14 protein-coding genes are annotated in these 19,694 nt (G+C 75.0%); 6 read left to right on the top strand and 8 right to left on the bottom strand.

Features of this window, described 5'->3' with window-relative positions; all coding sequences use genetic code 11:
- The first annotated feature begins 10 nt into the window (after positions 1–10).
- The 4 genes from WME79_RS43490 to WME79_RS43475 are packed head-to-tail and all read left to right on the top strand — an operon-like array spanning position 11 to position 5,454.
- Complete coding sequence (locus WME79_RS43490) at positions 11–2,989, top strand: PEP/pyruvate-binding domain-containing protein (protein WP_437527684.1); 2,979 nt, start codon at positions 11–13, stop codon at positions 2,987–2,989.
- Entirely contained in the window at positions 2,986–3,966 is a 981-nt protein-coding gene (locus tag WME79_RS43485; RefSeq protein ID WP_437527681.1) for a pseudouridine synthase, read from the top strand. Before WME79_RS43490 ends, WME79_RS43485 begins: the two co-directional genes overlap by 4 nt.
- Positions 3,963–4,742, top strand: a complete 780-nt coding sequence (locus tag WME79_RS43480; protein ID WP_437527679.1) for a hypothetical protein — start codon at positions 3,963–3,965, stop codon at positions 4,740–4,742. Before WME79_RS43485 ends, WME79_RS43480 begins: the two co-directional genes overlap by 4 nt.
- A gap of 34 nt (positions 4,743–4,776) precedes the next feature.
- Complete coding sequence (locus tag WME79_RS43475; protein WP_437527676.1) at positions 4,777–5,454, top strand: hypothetical protein; 678 nt, start codon at positions 4,777–4,779, stop codon at positions 5,452–5,454.
- Between the two features lie 24 nt (positions 5,455–5,478).
- On the opposite strand, the gene WME79_RS43470 is transcribed toward WME79_RS43475, so the two are convergent.
- From WME79_RS43470 to WME79_RS43450, 5 genes are all read right to left on the bottom strand, one after another.
- Entirely contained in the window at positions 5,479–6,363 is an 885-nt protein-coding gene (locus WME79_RS43470; RefSeq protein ID WP_437540053.1) for a 3-hydroxyacyl-CoA dehydrogenase family protein, read from the bottom strand.
- Between the two features lie 32 nt (positions 6,364–6,395).
- A complete protein-coding gene (locus WME79_RS43465; protein ID WP_437527673.1) occupies positions 6,396–6,920 on the bottom strand; it encodes a hypothetical protein in 525 nt (174 codons plus the stop codon).
- A 110-nt stretch (positions 6,921–7,030) separates the two neighbouring features.
- Positions 7,031–9,502, bottom strand: coding sequence for an AAA family ATPase (locus tag WME79_RS43460; RefSeq protein WP_437527670.1), 2,472 nt, complete (start codon positions 9,500–9,502; stop codon positions 7,031–7,033).
- A gap of 232 nt (positions 9,503–9,734) precedes the next feature.
- On the bottom strand, positions 9,735–14,444 hold the full coding sequence (locus tag WME79_RS43455) for a VIT domain-containing protein (RefSeq protein ID WP_437527667.1): 4,710 nt from the start codon (positions 14,442–14,444) through the stop codon (positions 9,735–9,737).
- A 5-nt stretch (positions 14,445–14,449) separates the two neighbouring features.
- A complete protein-coding gene (locus WME79_RS43450; protein WP_437527665.1) occupies positions 14,450–15,028 on the bottom strand; it encodes an RNA polymerase sigma factor in 579 nt (192 codons plus the stop codon).
- Between the two features lie 179 nt (positions 15,029–15,207).
- On the opposite strand from WME79_RS43450, the gene WME79_RS43445 reads away from it, so the two are divergent.
- Positions 15,208–16,491 carry a S1C family serine protease gene (locus tag WME79_RS43445; protein WP_437527661.1) on the top strand — a complete coding sequence of 428 codons (1,284 nt, stop codon included), beginning with the start codon at positions 15,208–15,210 and terminating at the stop codon, positions 16,489–16,491.
- 173 nt (positions 16,492–16,664) lie between these two features.
- Positions 16,665–17,438 carry a Stp1/IreP family PP2C-type Ser/Thr phosphatase gene (locus WME79_RS43440; protein ID WP_012240508.1) on the top strand — a complete coding sequence of 258 codons (774 nt, stop codon included), beginning with the start codon at positions 16,665–16,667 and terminating at the stop codon, positions 17,436–17,438.
- Between the two features lie 134 nt (positions 17,439–17,572).
- Here the strand turns inward: WME79_RS43440 and WME79_RS43435 are convergent, their stop codons facing one another.
- The 3 genes from WME79_RS43435 to WME79_RS43425 all read right to left on the bottom strand — a co-directional run bounded on the left by WME79_RS43435 (position 17,573) and on the right by WME79_RS43425 (position 19,616).
- On the bottom strand, positions 17,573–18,013 hold the full coding sequence (locus WME79_RS43435; RefSeq protein WP_437527657.1) for a hypothetical protein: 441 nt from the start codon (positions 18,011–18,013) through the stop codon (positions 17,573–17,575).
- Positions 18,010–18,840, bottom strand: coding sequence for a sigma-70 family RNA polymerase sigma factor (locus WME79_RS43430; protein WP_437527654.1), 831 nt, complete (start codon positions 18,838–18,840; stop codon positions 18,010–18,012). The genes WME79_RS43435 and WME79_RS43430 overlap by 4 nt, the downstream gene beginning before the upstream one ends.
- Before the next feature lie 263 nt (positions 18,841–19,103).
- Positions 19,104–19,616 (bottom strand): hypothetical protein, encoded by a 513-nt coding sequence (locus WME79_RS43425; protein ID WP_437527651.1) that lies wholly within the window; start codon positions 19,614–19,616, stop codon positions 19,104–19,106.
- Between the last annotated feature and the right edge of the window lie 78 nt (positions 19,617–19,694).

The following is a 19,694-nucleotide window of genomic DNA, read 5'->3' as shown; positions in this document are numbered from 1 at the left end:
CGGCAACAACGTGGCTGACCCCACACGCACAGCCCGCGCCGACGGCGCGACCGACCCGCCCACCGTGCGCGAGTGGCTCAAGCCGCTCGAGAGCGCCGGCCTGCGCCGCCACACGAGCGCGAAGCGCGTCGGCGGCAAGGCGGCCTCGCTCGGGCGCCTGCTCCGCGACGGCTTCCCGGTGCCGCGCGGGTGGGTGCTCGACGCGCGGTGCTTCACGGAGCTCGTCGACCGGCAGCTTCCGCCGGGGCACGACCTCGCCACGCTGATCCGGCTCTCGGGCACGAGGGCTGGCGTCGACCGGGCGGCGCGCGCGCGCGACCGCATCCTGAGCGAGCCGCTGCCCGAGGCGCTCTCGACCGCGCTGCAGGCGCTCTGGCAGGCCGTCGAGCAGGAGGCGCCGTGGGGCCTCGCGGTGCGGTCCAGCGCCACGTGCGAGGACAGCGAGGAGACGTCGATGGCGGGGCTCGCGACGTCCGTGCTCGGCGTGCGCGGCGAGGCCGGGCTCGACGCCGCGATCCGGCAGGTCTGGGCGAGCGCCTTCCTGCCGCGCGCGCTCGCGTACCTCGCGCACGCCGGCGTCCGCGACGTCGCGATGGGCGTCGTGCTGCAGGTGATGGTGCGCGCCGAGGCCGCGGGCGTGCTGTTCACCGCGCCCCCGCCGGGGCTCGAGGGCGAGCACTGGCACGCCGGCGAGCGGCTCGTGAACGCCACGCTCGGGCTCGGCGCGCCGGTCGTCGACGGCGCCGCGGCGGCCGACACGATCCGGCTCGCGCGCGACGGCGGCAGGGTCGTCGCGTCGGCGGTGGCGCAGAAGCGGCGCGCGCTCGTCGTGGGCGCGGCGGGTCTCGAAGAGGTCCCGGTGCCCGAGCCGAGCGCCGAGCAGCCGGCGCTCGGCGAGGCCGCGCTGCGGCAGCTCGCCGAGCTCGCCGAGAGGCTCGAGCAAGGCGGCAAGGGTCCGTTCGACGTGGAGTTCGCGGTCGAGGCCGTCGAGGAGGGCCCGCCCGGCGCGGCGCTCGCGGTCGACGGGGAAGCGCCTTCTGGCCAGCCGGAGGCCGCCGCCGCGGCGGGCGCGCACTCCCCGGTAGCATCGGAGGCCGGCGACGGCGCGCCCTCCTCGGTGGCGCGGCGTGTGTGGCTGCTCCAGGTGCGCCCGGTGAGCGGCGGCGGCTTCCCCGAGGGGGGCGACGCCGACACGATCTGGTCGCGCGCCAACGTGGGCGAGGCGCTCCCCGGGGCGGCGACGCCGCTCACCTGGTCGGTGGCGCGGGCGTTCTCCGACCGGGGCTTCCGCGAGGCGTTCGCCGCGCTCGGCTGCCGCGTGCCGCGGGGCGCGCGCCTCGTGGCCAACGTGCACGGGCGCTTCTACCTCAACCTCACCGCCTTCATGCGGATCGCGGCGCAGGTCCCGGGGCTCTCGCCGCGCGCGCTGCTCGGCATGAGCGGCGGGGCGAGCGAGGCGCTCATCGCGCGGCTCGCCGAGCAGAGCGAGGGCGTCTCGCGGCGCGGCTTCTATGCGCGGCTGCCGCTCACGGGGCCGCGGCTCCTCCTCCGGCAGGCGCGGCTCGAGCGCGAGGTCGCGGCCTACGAGGGCGAGGCGCTCTGGGCGCAGCGCGCCCTCTCCGAGCTCGACATGACGCTCCTGCCGGACGACGCCATCGGCACCACGCTCCGGAGCGTCTTCCTGCTGCTCGAGCGGACCGGCACGCGGATGCTGCACTGCGCGTCGGCGTCGCTCGCGAGCCACCTCGCGCTGTGCAAGGCGCTCGAGCGCATCGCGGGCCGCCGCGCCTCCGCGCGCTCCGCCTCCGGGGAGGCGCACCTCGACGCGCCGGCCGGGCGCGCGGAGACGAACGTCGAGCACCTGGCGCAGGTGCTCGCGGGCGGCGTGCGCGAGCTCGACAGCGCGGGGCCGGGCATCGAGCTCGCGCGGGTCGCCGAGCTCGTCATGCAGGATCGGACGGCGCGCGAGCGGCTCCTCGCCGGCGAGGTCCTGTGGCCGCGCGACCTGCCCGAGGGGCCGGCGCGCGACGCGTACGCGCGGTTCCTCGACGCCTACGGCGATCGCGCGGTGCGCGAGGCGGAGCTCGCGACGCCGCGCTGGCGGGAGGATCCGTCGCCGGTCATCGCGATGCTCACGGCGTCGCTGCGCGGGGCGCCGGGAGATCCGGAGCGCGCGCTGGCGCGCGCTCGGGCGCTCGCCGATCGGGAGATGGCGATGCTCGAGACGCGCGTGCCGCGGCTGGAGCTCGCGCTCCTGCGCACGCTCGTCGGCCGGGCGCAGCGCTACGTGCGCCTGCGGGAGCGCATGCGCACGTGGGTGACGCGCGTGCTCGGCATGCTGCGCAGGGTCGCGCTCGACATCGACCGGCGCCTCCGGCGCATCGATCCCTCGCTGGAGCCCGGGAGCGTCTTCTTCTGCACCTACGAGGAGCTCGTGACGGCGCTCTCCAGCGGCCGCGCCGACGTGGGCCACCTCGTCCGGCTGCGGCGCGCCGAGCACCTGCGCGACGCCGCGCGCCCCGATCCGCCGGCCACCTTCATCGGCCGGCCGCCGCCGGTCGTGCTGCCGCCCGCGTCCGGGGAGCGCCTGCTCGGGCTGCCGGCGAGCCCTGGGGTCGTCGAGGGGCGGGCCCGCGTGCTCGATCCGGGCGCCTCGGCGCTCGACGCGGTGGCCCCGGGGGAGGTGCTGGTCGCGCGCACGACCGACGTCGGCCTCTCGCCGCTGTTCCTGGTGGCCGCCGCGGTCGTGACCGAGCTCGGCGGCCCCATGTCGCACGCCTCGATCGTCGCGCGGGAGTACGGCATCCCTGCAGTGGTGAACGTCCCCGGCGTGACGCTGGCGATCAAGACGGGCGATCGGCTCCGGATCGACGGCGATCGCGGCGTGGTCGAGCGCCTGGACGAGCGCGCCTCGCCGTCGTCGCCAGGCGTCGTCGCCGGGGGAGCTCCTGGCGGCGGCGCTGCCCCGCTCGCGACGCCGCCCGGATGACGGCCGCGCGCTTCCGCGTCGGGCCCTCGGACGGCCCCACGGTGGCCGACGTCCTCGAGCGCGCGGGCGGCGCGTCGCGCGGCCTTGCGGGCGCGGCGGCGGAGGGGCGCGCGTTCCTGAACGGCCGGCGCGCGCGGCCCGGCGACGCGGTGGCCCTCGGCGACGAGCTCGCCGTGTGGCCGGCGCGGCGCGACGCGCCGGGGGCGCCGCCTGTGGAGGTGCTGGCGCGCTGGGGGGAGCTCCTTGTCGCGTCGAAGCCCGCGGCGCTGCCGACGGAGCCGGAGCGCCGGGGCACGCGGTCGCTGGTCACGGAGGTCGCGGAGCTGCTCGGGCTGCGCGACCTGCCGCACGCGGCCTCGCGGCTCGACGTCGGCGTGAGCGGCGCGGTGCTGTGCGCGACGGGCGCGCGGGGCCGGCGGCACCTCGCGGCGATGCGCGAGGCGGGGCGCATCGCGCGGGTCTACGTGGGCATCGCCGGGGGTCGCGTCGACGGGGCGGGCACGTGGGATGCGCCCATCGGCGCGGCGCGGGCGCGGGGCGGTCGCAGCCTGCCCGTGGTGGGCGGCGCGGACGCGAAAGACGCGGCGACGCGTTACCGCGCGGTCGCCTCGGCGGGCGGCGGTGCGGCGCCGGCCACGCTGCTGCGCCTGGACCCGGTGACGGGCCGCACGCACCAGCTCCGGGTGCACGCGGCGCACGCGGGGGCGCCGCTCCTGGGCGATCGCGACCATGGAGGGGCCCGGTTGGTGACCACGGCGAGCGGCCGGGTGATCCCGCTCTCGCGCGTCGCGCTGCACGCCTTGCGCGTCACGGTGCCGGACGAGCGCGGCGAGCTCTGCGCGGCGATCTCGCCGGTGCCGGACGAGCTCCGCGAGCTCTGGGGGGCGCTCGACGGCGACGGCTCGGCGTGGGAAGAGGTGCTCTCCGCGACGCTCGAGGCGGCCCTGCCGCTCGGGCCTCCTCCCGGTACCAGATGACCTCGCCTCGCCCTCTCACCCGCGCCGCCCTGGGGATCCTCGCTGGCCTCGCGCTCGCCGCCGCTGGCGTGGTCGCCGTGGCCGAGCCCGAGGCTCCGCCGTCGCGCGCGGGGTATGCGCCGGACCCTGCCGCGCGGCCCAGCGCGAAGCAGTGGGTCTTCGACGTGCAGTACGCGAAGGGGAGGGGCTCGGTCGTACGGGTGCGACCGGTGGCGCTCGATCGCCCTCTCGCGACGGCGCGTGTGATGGGCCGGTTCGCGATCGAGCTGTACGTTGGCCAGGAGCTGCTCGATCGGGTCCGTTTCGACGTGCCGCTGACGGGGGACGCGCCGGAGCGTCCGCCGGGCGCCCTGCTCCGCCGTCCGACGTTCGACAGCGGCGTGACGACGCGGCTGCGCGTGCAGATGGCGGACAACCCGCGCGCGAGCTGGGCCAAGCTGGTGGACCGGAAGACGGGCGCGGAGGAGCGCTTCCTCTGGCCGCCGGAGCAGGACGGCCGGCTCGTGTCGCTGAGCGCGCAGGGCGGGGTGGCCGTCGACGGGGGCGCGCCGGGGGACGCGGGCAAGCTGCCTGCGGACGCCGGGGGATCAGCGGACGCGGGCTGGCCGGACGCTGGCCCCGATGGGGGCTTTCCGCCGGTAGACGCGGGGTGGCAGGACGCGGGGAGGCTCCCGGTGGACGCGGGATGGCCGGACGCGGGCTGGCCGCCGGTGGACGCGGGGCAGCCGCCGGATGCCGGGTTGCCTCCGGATCCGTTCAAGCCGCGGCGGAAGTAGCGCGCCCTGCCTGAGCTGCGGTACCTTGGCGGGCATGCAGGACCGCTCGCTCGCTGTCGTCGCATCGCTCGCCCTCGCCGTCGTCTTCTCCGCGGCGCCGGTCGCCGCCCAGCCGCCTGCGGGCAAGGAGAAGCCGCAGGCGGCCGCGCCTGAGCCGGCGGCGGCCGCGCCCGACGCTGCTTCTTTGCAGCGCAAAGATCCCAACGGGCACACCGGCATCAGCCCCTACACAGAGCAGGTCCTGAAGGGCCAGGCGTCGTTCGTGGCGCGCGACATCCCCGGCGCGATCGCGGCGTTCCAGGAGGCGATCAAGCTGGATTCCTCGAAGATGCTCGGCTTCTACCTGCTCGGCGAGGCGATGCTCGAGTCCGGCAACATGGCGGAGGCCGAGACGGCCTGGACCACGGCGATCGGCAAGAAGGGCACGGAAGAGCTCCACGCCAAGGTGCTCTTCTGCATCGCCGATCTGCGCGAGCGTCAGAAGAACTGGCAGGCGGTGAAGGAGGCGTGGGGGGCCTACAGCGCGTACCTGACGAGCAACCCCAAGGCGACCGGCTACCCGGCGACCGCGGCGGAGCGGCAGAAGCAGGTCGACCGGCGGGTGAAGGACGAGAAGGACTACGCCGCGGTCAAGGAGCGCATCGTTCAGCGCGAGGCCGAGCGCCTGAAGGAAGCCGAAGAGAACGCCAAGAAGGACAAGATGAACCGGTAGCGCGCCCTCGGTTGCGCGCGCTCCCTACCCGCGACGCCAGCCGTCGCTGGGCTGGGCCCCCGCCTCCGTCCACCGGTAGAACCCTTCCCCCGTCTTCTTCCCGAGCTTCCCCGCCCGCACCATCTGTCGCAGGATCACCGGCGGCCGGAACTGCTCCCCCACCTCGCGGTGGAGGTGCTCCAGGATCGCGAGCCGCACGTCGAGCCCGACGAGATCCGTCAGCTTGAGCGGCCCCATCGGGTGCCGGTACCCGAGCTCCATCGCCCGATCGATGTCGACGGCCGACGCCACCCCGGCCTCCAGCATCCGCATCGCCTCTGCACCGAGCGCCACGCCGAGCCGGCTCGTCGCGAAGCCGGGCGTGTCGTTCACCACGATCGGCGTCTTGCCCAGGCGCCTCGCCACCGAGAGCGCCGCCGTCACCGTCGCCTCGTCGGTCTCGAGCCCCCGCACCACCTCGAGCAGCTCCATCACCGGCGGCGGGTTGAAGAAGTGCAGGCCGATCGTGCGCCCGCCCGCGCCGAGCCGGCGCCCGATCTCCGTGATGCTCAGGCTCGACGTGTTCGTGCCGAACAGCGCCCGCTCCGGCGCCGCCGCCTTCACGCGGCCGAGCGCCTCGACCTTGAGATCCATCCGCTCGGGCACCGCCTCGATCACGAGATCGGCGTCCGCCGCAGCGCGCTCGAGATCCGGGGACGCCACGAGCATCCCGATCATCTCGCTGCGCGCCTCGTTGAGCATCTTGCCCTTCTGGACGAGGCGATCGGTCGTGCGCTTGATGTCCTCGATCGCCGCGCCGATCCGCGCGGCGTCGACGTCGTAGAGGCGCGTCACGTAGCCGGCGACCGCCGTGACCTGCGCGATCCCCTGGCCCATCGTGCCCGCGCCGAGCACCAGCACCGTGCGCATGCGCGCTGCGGCGGGGTCCACCACGATCTCGCTCACTTCGGCGGAGCCGCGGTGCCGTCCTTCTGCCGCGCATCCATGCGCTTGCGCACCAGCTCCACCTCCTGGGGCGTCAGCTTGCGCAGGTTCGCCGGGCCCGGCGCGGCGGCGCCCGCCGCGCGCTCGGCCGCGGCGGCGCTCAGGGCCTCCGCGGCGGCCCCCGCCGCGGGCCCGGTCGGCGCCGCCGGACGCGCGCCGGGCTGAGCCGCCGGGCGAGCCTCGGCGATCGCCGGGCGCGCGCCAGCCTGGGCCGGGCGAGCGGCGGCCCCCGGGCGAACCTCGGCTGCGGCCGGGCGCGCGCCTGCCGGCGCGGCCTGCCCCGCGGCGCCGTCGTCACCGCTGCTCATCGCAAGAAAGGTGACGCCAGCCACCACGAAGACCGCGAGCCCCAGCGCAGGGACCCAGTTCGGGGTGGGCGGCTCGTCCGCCGGCAGCGCGCGGGCGGGCTCCCCGTCGAAGCCATGGTGATCGCTCACGTCGTGCGCCGGGGCCGCGTGAGCCTCGTGATGGGCCGTGCTCATGCGCGGACAGTTGCCGCACTTCGAAAGCGGCGTCGAGGGGGTTCCACGCGCTTCCACGTACCGCCCCCACGTCCCGCCCGCGCCCCGCCAGCCAGAACGGCCGGGCGCGCTCAGCCCGCGAGCCGCCGGTGGCTGTCGAGCGCCGCGCGCTGATCCTCGAGATCGTCGCCGTAGACGGCCTCGATCGCCTCCGCCGCCAGGCGGTGCTGCCGCTCCGCCGTCTCCTTCGGCTGCATCCCGTACGCGGCGTCGCGGATCAGCACAGTGCAGAACTCGAAGCGGTGCTCCCCCATCCGCGACCAGATCCGCTGCGCCTCGCCGAAGCGCAGGTGATCCACGAGCGCCGAGGCGTCCGGGATCATCCGGGCGAGCACGCGCGTGTCGAACTCGCGCCCCAGCACCGCCGCGGAGATCACCGTCTGCCGCGTCCGCGGCTCGAGCCGCTCGAGCCGCGCGACGAGCAGGCTGTTCACGGTCCGCGGCGGCATGAACCGGCTCGAGCGCGCGGCGTCGTGGGCCGACCCGTACCGCCCGTCCTCCAGCCAGTACGCGAGGATCTCCTGCGCGAAGAACGGGTTCCCCCCCGCGGTCTGGCCGAGCAGCGACCCGAGCATCGTGGGGAGCGGGCCGCCGAAGAACGGCTCCGCGAGCGCGAGCAGCCGCTCCGCCGGGAGCGGCGCGAGCTCGATCGCCTGCGATGGGATGCCGGCGTCGAGCGGGATGCGGACGTCCACCCCCTCCCCCGAGGACGCCGCCGGCCGCGCCGAGCAGATCACCGCCAGCGGCAGGTCCCTGCAGGCGGCCGTGATCGCGCGCACCGCGTCGAGCGACGTCCGATCGGCCCACTGCGCGTCGTCGAGGTGCACCACCACCGGCTGCAGCGAGCTCTCCGCGACGAGCAGCGCGGCCAGCGCCCCGAGGACCTCGTCGCGCCCCCCGGCGTCGGCCCCGGCCTCCTGGCCGCGCAGCCTGAGCAGCCGCGCGAACGCCCCGCGCGACCTGTCGATCCCGGCCCGCACCTCGGTCCAGCTCTCGGGCAGCCGCTCCAGGAGCAGCTCCAGCGCGAGATCGAGCCCCGCCTCCTTGGCCCGCTGGCCGAGCTCCGACGAGATCCCGAGGTACTCCTTGAGCGCGAACTCGAACGCGTAGAGCGGGGTCCTCAGCGTCTGATCGCAGCGGGCCTCGATCCACAGGAGCGGGCGCATGTCCATGAGCTGCGCGCGCTGGTGGCGGTAGCTGTGCACGAGGTAGCTCTTGCCGATGCCCGCCTCGCCGAGGATGTACACGACGCCGGCGGAGCGCCCGGCGAACAGGGGCTCGAGCGCCTGCGTGAGCCGCCCGAGCTCGACCTCGCGGCCGATGGGGCCGAGATCGTAGAACTCCTCCTGCACCGCGATGCGCCGCCGCTCGAGCGAGTAGACGAGGATCGGCAGGTCGAACCCGTCGAACCGGAAGATGTTCTCCGTCGACCACTGGTGGCTCGCCTCGCCCGCGCGGAACGCCCGCTCGTCCGCCCAGATCGACGACGGCGCGGCCTTCCGCGCGATCTGCGCGGCGAGGTGGATGGCGCGGCCGACGCACGCGAACTCGCGGCGGCCCACGGCGCCGAAGAAGCCGACCAGGCAGCGCGCCCGGGTGACGCCCACCGCGAGCCGGGGCACGCCGAGGCCGTTGCTCTTCAGCTCGAGCGCGAAGTCGAGGGCGCGATCGTGGTCGCTCTCGTGCGCGACGGGCGCGCCGAAGTAGAACTGCGCGCCGAAGCCGCGCTCCGTCACGGTCATGCCGGCGAACGTCGCGCCGTACATCGCCGAGATCTCGTGCAGCTGCTGGAGGAGCTCCGTCGGGCTCTCCACCCGATCGAGCGAGACCGACACCGTCGTCACCTCGCGGATCTCGCCCTCCGGCGCGAGATCGCCCGCGCCCGGCGGCAGGAACGCCTCGACGTCCGCGTCCGTCGGGGCCGACGTGATCGTCAGCGAGGGGGGCCCGCTCAGGAGATCGGCCTCGTCGAGCTCCGCCACGCTCTCCCGCGCGCTGGCCGCGGGGAGCCGCTCGCGGAAGCTGCGATCGAGGTGGAGCTCGCTGTCGTCGACCCCGCGGTCGGTCGCCTGGCAGGCCTCGATCGCGGGGCCGTAGATCAGGAAGTACGCGCGATCCGGGGCGATGCGCACGATCGTCCAGTGGACCGTGCCCCAGGCGAGCCCGATCCTGAACGGCGTCTGCGCGCCCCCGGCGCCCAGGGTGCGCCGCGCCGCGAGCTCCAGGAGGCTGCGCCGCATCGCGAGCGCCGCGCTGCGGGCGTGCCGGGTGACGTTGCGCCCCGGCCGATCGGGGAAGAGCGCGGTGAAACCGCCGCCGGGCGACAGCGTCGCGACGAACCCGCCCGACTGGTGCACGGCCTCGAACAGCGGATCGAAGAACGAGCGCAGCGCGTCCGGATCGAGCGCCTGGCGCGCGATCATCTGCTCGGCGAGCTCCACGATCGCCGGCAGCGAGACGTGCAGGACAGCCGCGTCGACCGCTCCCGCGTATTGCCCTTCGGCGTCCTGTTCGAGGATGAAGTCCGGGACGAGCGGATTCATGTCGAAACTGTATCGGGTATCTCCGCCCGACACGAGCGCGGCGGGAGGGCCGCTCGAGCCCCGGGCGAGCGTCCCCGGGGGGACGCCGAAGAGGCTGTCACGGAAGCGCGCTGCGAGGGTCGTTCAGGACATGTGAAGGGAGGGGTGCGCAGAGAGAGCCTCCGCGCGTGGGCGGAGGTCGGTCCCGTCGGTCCCGTCGGTCCCGTCGGTTTCGTCCGTTTCGTCCGTTTCGTCAGAACGGCCGGGCTGGCAGGCCGTCGACCGGCACCAGGCGGGAGGTGAAGAAGACGCGCACCGTGCCGAGCTCGAGGCGCGCGCCCTCGAGCGTGAAGGGCACCTTGCGGGTCTCTCCCGCGAGGCGCAGGGTCAGCTCGCCGCGCACCGGGCCCGACGCGCTGGCCCCGGGGTTGGAGGCGCCCTCCTCGGCCGACGCGCGCGCGATCTCGACGATGTAGCTCCCCTTGGGGAGGCTCCGCAGCGCGACGGACTCCGTTCTCGTGCTCGTCGCGTCGCGCGAGCGCACACCCACCGACGGGAGGGTCGCGCCCATCCACGAGACGCGCCGCCCCTGCGCGTCGATGACGGAGAGGTCGAGGTCGGCGCCGCCGGTCCACTCGGCGCTGAGCCGCACGTCGCCGGGCAGGTCGGCGGCCGGCGCCGCGTCCGGCTGCGCGAGCCGCCGGTCGATCTCCGCGCGGATGGCGGAGGTCGCGTCGAGGCGGAGCTGGCTCGCGAGCTCGCTCATGCCGCCCTCGCCGGCGCACCGGATCGCGGCGGCGACGAGCTTCGCGTCGCCGGGCGCGAGGTCGGCGAGCGCCACCCGGTGCTGGCACGCGAACGCGGGGCGCCCCGCGGCGTCCCAGAGCTCGGCGAGCCGCGTCTGGGTGGCCCGGTCGCCGGGGCGCACGTCGGCGAGGCCGCCGAGGATGCGCGCGGCGCGGTCGCGCTGGCCCTGCCGCGCCGCGAGGTCGGCGCGGGCGATGAGCGCGTCGGGATCGAGCGCGTCGCGCCCGCTCCAGCGCGCGGTCAGCTCCTGGGCCTCGCCGAGGCGGCCGGTCGTGGCGTAGAGCGCGTAGAGGCCCACCGTCCTGTCGCGGCTGTCCGGGGCCGCCGCGAGCGCCGCCTCGGCGGCCGCGGTCTTCGCGGCGCTCTCGGGCGCGAGCGTGTTCGTCGCGTCGAAGCTCACCTTGCGATCGAACACCCGGCGCATCGGGATCATCCGCCGCGGCGGCGGGCCCGACCAGTCCTGGACGGCGGCGACGCCGTCATCGCGCGACCTCCGGGCGCGAGCGTCCTGCGGGAGCACCGGCTTCGGCTCCGCGGGCGCGGCGGCCGTCGGCGCCGGCGGGGGCGCCGGCATGTCGGTGTCGACGGTGTCGAGCGGGCCCGAGAGCGGATCGAACGACTCCTCGAAGTGGCGCTTCGGCTTGGCGGGCGACGTCGGGCGGGCGCCGGTCGACATGCGAGACTCCGCCTTCGCGGCCGGCGCGGCGTCCGGCCAGCCGGAGCCGCCGCCGCCCCTGCCGCTCCCCGACAGGCCAAGGCCCGCCCCGAGCGCGTCGCCCTTCTCCTCGGCGCCCTCGTCCGCCGCGTTGCCGGGCTCCTCTCCCTCGGCGCTCGCGCTCACGCGCTCGGCCTGCTCCTCGCCCGTGAAGGCGGAGGTGATGCCGTCTCGATCGAGGCCGAACGCCTTGAACATCGCCTCGCTCTCCAGGACGAGCAGCGAGGTGAACCGGCTCGCCACGGAGAAGCGCCGCGACAGCTCGATGATGGCGGGCTTCTGCGCGTCGCCGCCGGTCTCCTCGAGCTCTGCGATCTTCGCCGCGGCGTAGAGGCGCGGGACGAAGGCGTTGCCCGCGCCGGTCGTGGCGACGATGGTGACGGGGTAGGTCTGCTCGAAGCGCTCGCCCGAGACGCGGCCGCGGAGGCGGATCGCGCCGTTGACGTCGGCCCCGGAGCTCATCCGGGCCACGACGAGCGCCTCGCCGCCGGCGCGGATCGGGTCGAGCCGCGCAGGCGTGACCTGGGTGAGGCCGGGCGGGAGCTCGATCTCGGGATCGCGCAGCGCGAGGCCGTACGCCGCGCCGAGGACCGACTGCGCCGCGCTCGCGACCTTCTGGCCGGGCACGTAGGGGACCATCACCCCGCCGCCGCCCCGCGCGAGCGCCCTGAGCGACGTCGTGTCCGCGTCGCTCCCGAGCGCGACAGCGACCACGGCGGCGGCGCCGTCCGCGGGGACCGCGCCGCGCACCGCGGCCTCGATGTGGGCGGGGCGCGTCGGGCCGACCGAGGGCGTGCCGTCGCCGAGGTAGATGATCCGGAGCTCCTTGCCGTCGAGCGGGCCGGCGGCCGCGCGCGCCGCGATCATCGCCGCGGCGAGATCGCTGCCGCCGTCGGGCTCGATGCCGCCGAGGAAGCGCTCGACCTCGCCCGCGGACGCGGCGCCGGGGGCCATGGGGCGCGCGGCGCCGCCCTGGCCGGCGTCGCCGAGCGAGCGGCAGAGGGTGTCGCACGCGAGCACGACGACCTCGTCGCGCCGGTCCATCTCGCGGACGAGCGACGAGGCGAGCCGCGTCGCGCGGGCGAACCGCTCGCCGACCATGGAGCGGCTCGAGTCGACGACGATCGCGTGGCGCCGCGAGGTCGACTCCTGCCACCGGGGGAGCCGGGGCCGGATCGCGATCGCGACGTACGGCGACGTGTCGCTCGCGATGGCCTGCGCCGCGGCGAGGGAGGCCTCGTGCTCCGCGCCGTCGCGCTTCGACGTGCCGCTCGTGCCGGCCGCGCCGCGCCGCGCGCTGTCCACCCGCGGCGCCGCGGGCGGCGTGGGGGCGGGCGCCGGGGCGGGGGGCATCCGGTAGGCCCAGGCGGTGACGGGCCGGTCGCGATCGGGGAGCGCGTACTCGACCGTGAGGTCGCCGGCCGGCGTGAACCCGCGGGCCTCCAGCGTGCGGCGATCGGCCGCGCCGTCCGCGGGCGCGGCGGCGAGCTCGTAGCCGCGCGTCGCGACGCCGAACTCCCGGTCGTGGCCGAGCACCTGAACGTCGAGCGAGAAGTCGCCGATGTTCGCCGTGCCGCTCTGGTCGTGCGCGAGCGGGTAGGTGAAGCGCCGGACGCCGCCGGCCTGCTCGACGGGCTGCGTGTACGTGAGCACGACGCGCCGCGAGCCGCGCTTCGGGATGGGGAAGATGCGCAGCTCGAACCGGCCGCCCCGCTGCCACTCGAGCAGCGCGGGGTCGCGCCACGGGCCGGGGACCCAGATGATCTCCTCGCGCGGCTTGGGCGCCTTGGGGGCGGCGTTCTGGATGACGCCACGCCAGATCGCGGCCCCGCGATCGCGATCGACGAACGCGCCCTCGACGAGCTTGCCGTCCACCTCGAGCGCGAGCCGCTCGATCTGCGCGCCCGGCGGAAGCGGGAACCGGAAGATGCCCTCGAGCTCGTCGTCGGTGTCGTTGGCGAAGGTCTCGTCGATCTCCGTCCTGGCGACGACGTCGACGATCCGCACCTTGACGGCGTGCCTGGCGAGCCGGACGGCCCGCTCTTTCTCCTGCGTCGCGCCTGGCTTGCGCGCCCTGAGCTCGCCGAGGCCGCGGAGCGCCGGGGCGTCGGCCTCCTCGGCGGAGCGGTCGCTCCACTCGAGCGTGTCGGCGAGCGACGTCGCGCTCGCGACCTCCGGCGCGGCGCTCTTCGCGAGCGTCGCCTCCTCACCGGCGCGCACCTCGACGGGCTCGCCGCGCTCGCCGGTGACGCGCACGGCGCCGCGGGCCACCTCGACCGAGGCGCGCCCGGCGCCCGCGGTGATCGCGAGCTTGGTCCCGAGCACCTCGATCTGGCCGTGCGGGACCTCGATGCGCGCGGGCGGTGCGCCGGGGGTCGGGGTGACGTCGAGGACGACGGCGCCCTCGTCGACGCGTGCGCGGCGGCCGTCGCCGGCGATCCACACGCGGGAGCCGCGGTCGATGGCGAGCGCGGAGCCGTCCGCGAGCGACAGGTGGGCGCGCGTCCGCGCGTCGGTGCGCAGGGTCGCGCCCTCCGGGAGCGCGGCGCCCGCGGCGAGCGGCGCGCAGGCGCCCGCGGAGTCGCACGCCTCGAGGCCGCCCGACTTGTCGGCCGAAGCGCGCGACACCGAGGCGACCTTGCCGGACCACGGCGCCCCGGCGGCGGCGACGGACGGCCCCGTTGTTTCGCCGCCGCGCCGCAGGGCGATCCCGGCCGTTACCGCCGCCGCTGCGGCCAGGGCGGCGGCGGCGAAGGCCGAGCGCCGCCCGAAGGCCATGCGGCGCGCTGCCGGCGCGGTTCGCTCCGGGATCGTGGAGCGCGGTCCGCCCGTGCGCGCCTCGGCCGCGCCGGGTCGCGCTCCGGAAGTGTCGGAACGCGGCCGGGGCGTATGGGAACGCCATTCGGGCGTGTCGGATCGGGCGTCAGCGGTATCGGATCGCCCTTCGGTGGTGTCGGATCGTCCTTCGGCGATGTCGGATCGGGCGTCAGCGGTGTCGGATCGCCCTTCGGTGGTGTCGGATCGGGCGTCAGCGGTGTCGGATCGCCCTTCGGCGATGTCCGGTCGCGCTTCAGCGGTGTCCGGTCGCGCTTCGGCGATGTCGGATCGCCCCTCGGTCGCGCTGGATCGCGCACCTGCGGCGCCGTGTTGCTCCTCGGCCGCCACCTTCAGGACGGCGCCGCTCGTTGCGCCCTCCGAGGGGCGCGCCGCCTCGAGCCGCCGGAGCAGCGCGTCTGCGAAGCCGTCCGCCGGCCGGAAGTCCGCGCCGGCCGCCGCGGCGATCTCCGCGGCGCGCGCTGCGTCGTGGCGGAGGTCTCTGCACGCGTCGCAGCCGGCGATGTGCTCGTACAGCGCCGGCCGCGCCGTCCCGTCGAGCACCTCCGCGAGCTGCTCCTCGACCTCGCCGCAAAGCCCAACCGAACCCGTCTCTGTCGCGCCCATCGCCCTTACTCCTCACCCAGCTCGGCCCTGAGCCGCGAAAGCGCGCGGCTCACCCGCTTCCGCGCCGCCGCCTCGTCGATCCCGCATGCGATGGCCACCTCCTTGAAGGAGAGGCCCGCCTCGAAGCGCAGCACCACCGCCTCGCGCTCGCTCGGCTTGAGCCGCGACAGCGCGGCGCGGGCGCGCTCGGCCCGCTCGCGCTCCGCCGCGAGCTCGCTCGCGTCGGGCCGCGGCCGGGTGTCGTGGACGAGGCGCAGCCGCGCCTCACGCCGCGCCCTGAGCTCCGTGTGCCGCCCGCAGAGGCGCCGCGCGATCCCGAAGAGCCAGGCCCGCACGCTCCCCTCGGCGCGGTACTGCGGGAACGCATCGAACGCCGCGAGCAGCGTCTCCTGCACCAGCTCCTCGCTCTCGGCCTGCGACCCCGTGAACGCCATGCACAGCCGGCCCAGCGGCATGGCGTAGGCCTTCGCACACCGCGACAGCGCTTCCCGGAAGTCGCCTGCCCCGATCAGCCCCTCGATCGCTCGCGCCTCGTCGGCCCGCGCGTCGCCCTCCGACCCAACGAGCGCTAACCCAGCTGCCATCGCTGCCTCATCGCCGGCCATGTGCCCCCGTCCCCCGAGTTCGTGACCGGATTTTTTTCGCCCCCCGCCCCCGGCGGACTCCGGTGCCCGATCCCACCGTACAGCGCGGTCCGGCCTTTGCCTTTTGCAATGCGATCCCCGCCGCAGCAGAATCGGCTGTCGCCTCAGGAGCCGCGTTTATGAACGAGACAAGCCCGCCTGGTGTCACCAAGGCCGCCGCGCCCCGAGGTGCGGCGCCGAGCGATCCCGTTGACAGGTCGTGTGTGAAGCGATGGAGACGGTCGCTGGCGCTCGCCGCCGCCGTGTCCGCCGCCGCAGCGCTCGCCGCCCCCGCGGCGCTCGCGCAGGGCGCGCCGGGCGAGGCGCAGGCACAGGGGGAAGGTGAAGCCCCGCCGGCCGGCAAGCGGGTGGTGCTCCCGACCCGGGTCAGCGCGGGCGGGAAGGAGAAGAGGGCGGCCGCCGCCGAGCCGAAGGGGGGCCCGGCCGAGAAGGACAAGGCGGAGCCGTCGGTGGAGGAGCGCGCCGCGCGCGGCGTGGTCGTCATCGAGCGCGGCGGGCAGGTCCTCGGCCTCGGCGCGGCGCTCGCCGGCGACGGGCGCATCCTGACGGCGCTCTCGCCGCTCGGCGCGGGCAACGACCTCACGGCGCGCCTCGCCGATGGGACCACCGTGCGGGTGAAGCTCGGCCACCACGACCGCGTGTGGGACCTCGCGCTGCTCGTGCCGCAGACCGGCAAGTGGGCCGAGGGGCTCACCGCCTCTTCGCGCGATCCGGTCCGGCCGGACGCGCAGATCCGCTCGTTCTCGGCGGCGCGCGGCAAGGTCGCGGCCACCGCGCTCGTGCTGCGATCGCACCGGACGCTGATCGGCGGCGACGACCGGCCGCTCGAGCGCGCGATCGAGCTCGGGTCGCGCGTCTCGCCGCTCGATCTGGGCGCGCCCATCATCGATGAGGACGGCCGCGTGGTCGCGATCCTGGGCCGCGGCTGCGCCCCGAACGAGGGCAAGCCCTGCACGCCCGTCGCGTTCGGCGTACCGATCAGCGCGGTCAGAGCGTTCCTTCGCGCGGTGCCGCCGACGGCCGTGCCGCCCGCGGCGTGGCTCGGGATCCAGGGCGTCAGCGAGGCGGCGCCGGTCGCGAAGGGGGTCCGGGTCACCGTGGTGCACCCCGAGAGCCCTGCGGACGAGGCCCGCTTGACGGGCGGTGATCGCGCGGAGAGCGACATGATCCTCGCCGTCGACGGCGTGCCCGTCACCAGCCCCGAGGCGCTCTCGGACGCGATCCGGACGCACGCGGTCGGCGAGAAGGTCCCGCTCACCTTGCTGAGCCGCGGGAGGTACCGGCAGGTCACGGTCGTGCTCCGCGCTGCGCCGGATCCGTCGGCCGCCGCGGCGAAGCGGCCGGAGGCCGAGCTCCCGCCGCCGAGCTCGAGCGGCAAGGCGACCGAGGAGTACCGCAAGTAGGCAAAAAATGATGCGGGGCCGCGCGCGGATTCTATAAGCTCGGCGCTCGGGCGCGATCCGGTTGACACTGCGTCAACCGAGCCTCCAGGATCGGGCTCGAGCGGCTCGGACGGGCGCGCTTGCGGTTCTCATTCAACCCCGCGCCTCGCGCGGGGCCTTCGATCGGGTGATCCGTGTCCCAAACGTTTCGAATCGAAGTGGCCGGCGAGACGAACGTCGGGCGCAAGCGCAACCACAACGAGGACAACTTCGGCATCATGGTCGAGTACGGCCTCTTCATGGTCGCCGATGGGATGGGGGGGCATGCGTCGGGCGAGGTGGCGTCGAAGATGGCTGTCGACGCGATGCAGGACTTCTTCGCGCAGACGCAGGACGATCCGGAGCGGACCTGGCCCTACAAGATGGACCGGTCGAAGGGCTACGAAGAGAACCGGCTGATCACGGGGATCAAGCTCGCCAACCTGCGGATCTACGAGACCGCGCAGCGCGAGGCGAAGAAGCGGGGCATGGGGACGACGTTCGTCGGCATCTTCACGGCGAACGATGGCGTCTACGTCGCCCACGTCGGCGACAGCCGGGTCTACCGCTTCCGCGAGGGGCGGCTCGAGATGCTCACCGAGGACCACTCGCTCCTCAACGACTACATCAAGATGAAGCGGCTCACGCCCGAGGAGATCGCGAACTTCCCGCACAAGAACGTGATCGTGCGCGCGCTCGGGATGAAGGACACGGTCAAGGTCGACACCCGCTTCGAGGTGCCGCAGCTGAACGACACGTACGTCCTCTGCTCCGACGGGCTCTCCGGGCCGGTGAGCGATCTGGAGATGACGCAGATCCTGACGGAGCATCAGGACATCCAGGTCGCGACCGCCAAGATGATCGAGCGCGCCAACGAGAACGGCGGCCCCGACAACGTGACGTGCGTCCTCGTCCGCTGGACCCAGTGAGCAGCGGTCACCCGCTTCGGATACGGGCCCACCTCGACGTTTTCGGTGCTCAGCGTGCTGGAGCACGCTTCCGCGCCGAAAACGCCGATCTGGGCCCGTCTCCTGTGCGGGTGACCGCCGCTCGGCGGCGGTGATCAGGGCAGGGCGCCGCCGCTCCAGGGGATCAGGACCAGGAAGATGAAGGCGATGAGGGCGAGCATGAAGAGGCTCGTCATCAGGTAGGTCGAGCGCGGCGAACGCGTGGTGCTCCAGCCGTCGCCGTAGAACTTCCCTCGCGAGCGCATCCGGATCCGGCGCTGCACGCCGCGGAGAAGGTTCGGCGGCGCCGCGGGCGGCGGACGCATCGCGCCTCGGACCAGCTCGCGCAGATCGAGCTCGTCGACGAGCGGCAACGAGCCTTCCTCGGGGAGATCGCCTTCCTCGGGGAGATCGCCGTCTTCGGGCAGGTCGCTCAGGGGGGCGGCGGCGGGCGGGCGCTCCACGGGGGGCGCTGAGGGACGGCTGCCGCTCTCCGCGCCCGAAGCGGCCGGCTCATCGGCTTGCCCCGTGCGCTTCGGGTCGTCCGCTCCGCTCATTTCCCGCCTCTCACCTTCTCGCCCATCATCTTCTCGACAAGCGCGCGGAGCTGCCCGCGCGCGCGATGGATCCGGCTCTTCACCGTCCCGTCCGGTAAACCCGTGACCGAGGCGATCTCTTCGTAAGACATGTCCTCCACGTCGCGAAGGATGAGCGCCTCCCGGAACTCGGGATCGAGCTGACCGATGGCGCGCTTCACGACCGCCTCGAGCTGCATCCCCTCCACCAGCTCGTCAGGGCGGCTCACGTCGCCGACGCTCACGCCCTTGGCCGCGGACAGCGGCACCCGCTCGGCCATGGCGTCGACGTCGTCCTGGGCGCCAGCGTGCCGCCGCGAGAGGTACTTCGTCCGGTTCTTGCAGAGATTCACGGCGATCCGATAAATCCACGTCGAGAGCTTCGATTCGCCGCGGAACTGATCGATCGCCTTGAAGACCTGCACGAAGACTTCCTGGGACACGTCCTCGGCCTCGTCACGCCGGCCGAGCATGCGGTAGACGAGCGCGAACACGCGGCGCTCGTACAGGATCACGAGCTCGTTGAACGCGCTCTCGTCACGCGCGACGAGCCGCGCGATGAACTGCGCCTCGCCCGCCTCGAGCGGCGCCGCCGACGCGCGGTCGAGCTCCGCGCCCGCATGAGGCGGAGCGCCGCCCCCGCGGGACCCATCGGCATGGGCCGGGAGGCCGCGTCCGCGGGCCGCATCACCATGGGTCGGGGCTCCGCGTCCGCGGTTCCCTTCATCGCTCGCCACGCCGTCCGGTCCTCCAGGAGCCAGGGGCTCGCGCCCGCCGCGCGGCAGGCGCAGGGCCCTCGGTGAGACCACGGTAAACAACCCCGGCTCGACCGCGCCAGACAATAGCGAGCAGGGCGCGGCCCGAGAGGCGCCTGCGACGGGGTGTGACCGCGCCGGAGGCGCTCGCCCCCGCAAGAGGAACATCGGCCGCCACGATCCCCCTCAGAGCGCGCGGGCGCTCGATTGGTTCCGGCGCGCGGAGCCGAACCACGCCGCGCCGCCGGACGACGGCTCGCAGGGGGTCGACTCGGCGGGAGAGAGGCGGCGGGGCAGGGGATGACGACAGGCGCGCGTCACCCCCGATCGCCGTCGACCTCGGTAGGCGGTTGGAGCGCCTGATACGCCTCGAAGAACACCCGCGATTGCTCCGCGTCAGAGGAGAGCACCCGCGCCCAGCGCCGCGATAGCCGGTGGTAGTCCGCGATCGATAGCCCGCGGGCGGCCAGGGGCGCTGCTGGGCCGCCCGCGAGCTGGATGTCGACGGTGAGCTTCGCCCACGAGGCCGCGTCCGACGGCGGCACGGGCTTCAGCGCGTCCTGCGCCCTGGCGAACGCGTCCGAGTAGACGATCGGGATACGGGCGTTCTCCCCCTTCTCGCGCACGTCCTCGCCGATGCGGGTCATCCAGTGGATCGTCGATTCGTTCCATTGCGCCTCGGTGAGCTGGCGCGCCGCGAGGATCGACGCCTGGGGCCGGTCTCCTTCGGCGATTTCGGCCGAGATCTGCGCGTGATCGAACAGCGTGATCCCGTGGGGCGCACCCTTTTGCGTCGTGCCCTGGTGGGGGCCGTCGGATCCGCCCGGCATGCGCGCATCGTGGTAGCGCCTTGCCGCCGCCGTCCAGAGGGTTGTTGCGGTGCCGAGGCGTGTGTAGACGAGCCCTCG

It is taken from the genome of Sorangium sp. So ce726 (assembly GCF_051521405.1).
Taxonomy (GTDB): Bacteria; Myxococcota_A; Polyangia; order Polyangiales; family Polyangiaceae; genus Sorangium.
Note: the sequence above shows the minus strand (reverse complement) of the source record. Positions and strands in the feature narration are given on the sequence as shown.

Bases quoted from the DNA above. Each gene is read 5' to 3' on its own strand.
- WME79_RS43485 (WP_437527681.1), top strand. From the start codon at position 2,986: ATGACGGCCGCGCGCTTCCGCGTCGGGCCCTCGGACGGCCCCACGGTG.
- WME79_RS43480 (WP_437527679.1), top strand. From the start codon at position 3,963: ATGACCTCGCCTCGCCCTCTCACCCGCGCCGCCCTGGGGATCCTCGCT.
- WME79_RS43475 (WP_437527676.1), top strand. From the start codon at position 4,777: ATGCAGGACCGCTCGCTCGCTGTCGTCGCATCGCTCGCCCTCGCCGTC.
- WME79_RS43470 (WP_437540053.1), bottom strand. From the start codon at position 6,363: ATGCGCACGGTGCTGGTGCTCGGCGCGGGCACGATGGGCCAGGGGATC.
- WME79_RS43465 (WP_437527673.1), bottom strand. From the start codon at position 6,920: ATGAGCACGGCCCATCACGAGGCTCACGCGGCCCCGGCGCACGACGTG.
- WME79_RS43460 (WP_437527670.1), bottom strand. From the start codon at position 9,502: ATGAATCCGCTCGTCCCGGACTTCATCCTCGAACAGGACGCCGAAGGG.
- WME79_RS43455 (WP_437527667.1), bottom strand. From the start codon at position 14,444: ATGGGCGCGACAGAGACGGGTTCGGTTGGGCTTTGCGGCGAGGTCGAG.
- WME79_RS43450 (WP_437527665.1), bottom strand. From the start codon at position 15,028: ATGGCAGCTGGGTTAGCGCTCGTTGGGTCGGAGGGCGACGCGCGGGCC.
- WME79_RS43445 (WP_437527661.1), top strand. From the start codon at position 15,208: ATGAACGAGACAAGCCCGCCTGGTGTCACCAAGGCCGCCGCGCCCCGA.
- WME79_RS43435 (WP_437527657.1), bottom strand. From the start codon at position 18,013: ATGAGCGGAGCGGACGACCCGAAGCGCACGGGGCAAGCCGATGAGCCG.
- WME79_RS43425 (WP_437527651.1), bottom strand. From the start codon at position 19,616: ATGCCGGGCGGATCCGACGGCCCCCACCAGGGCACGACGCAAAAGGGT.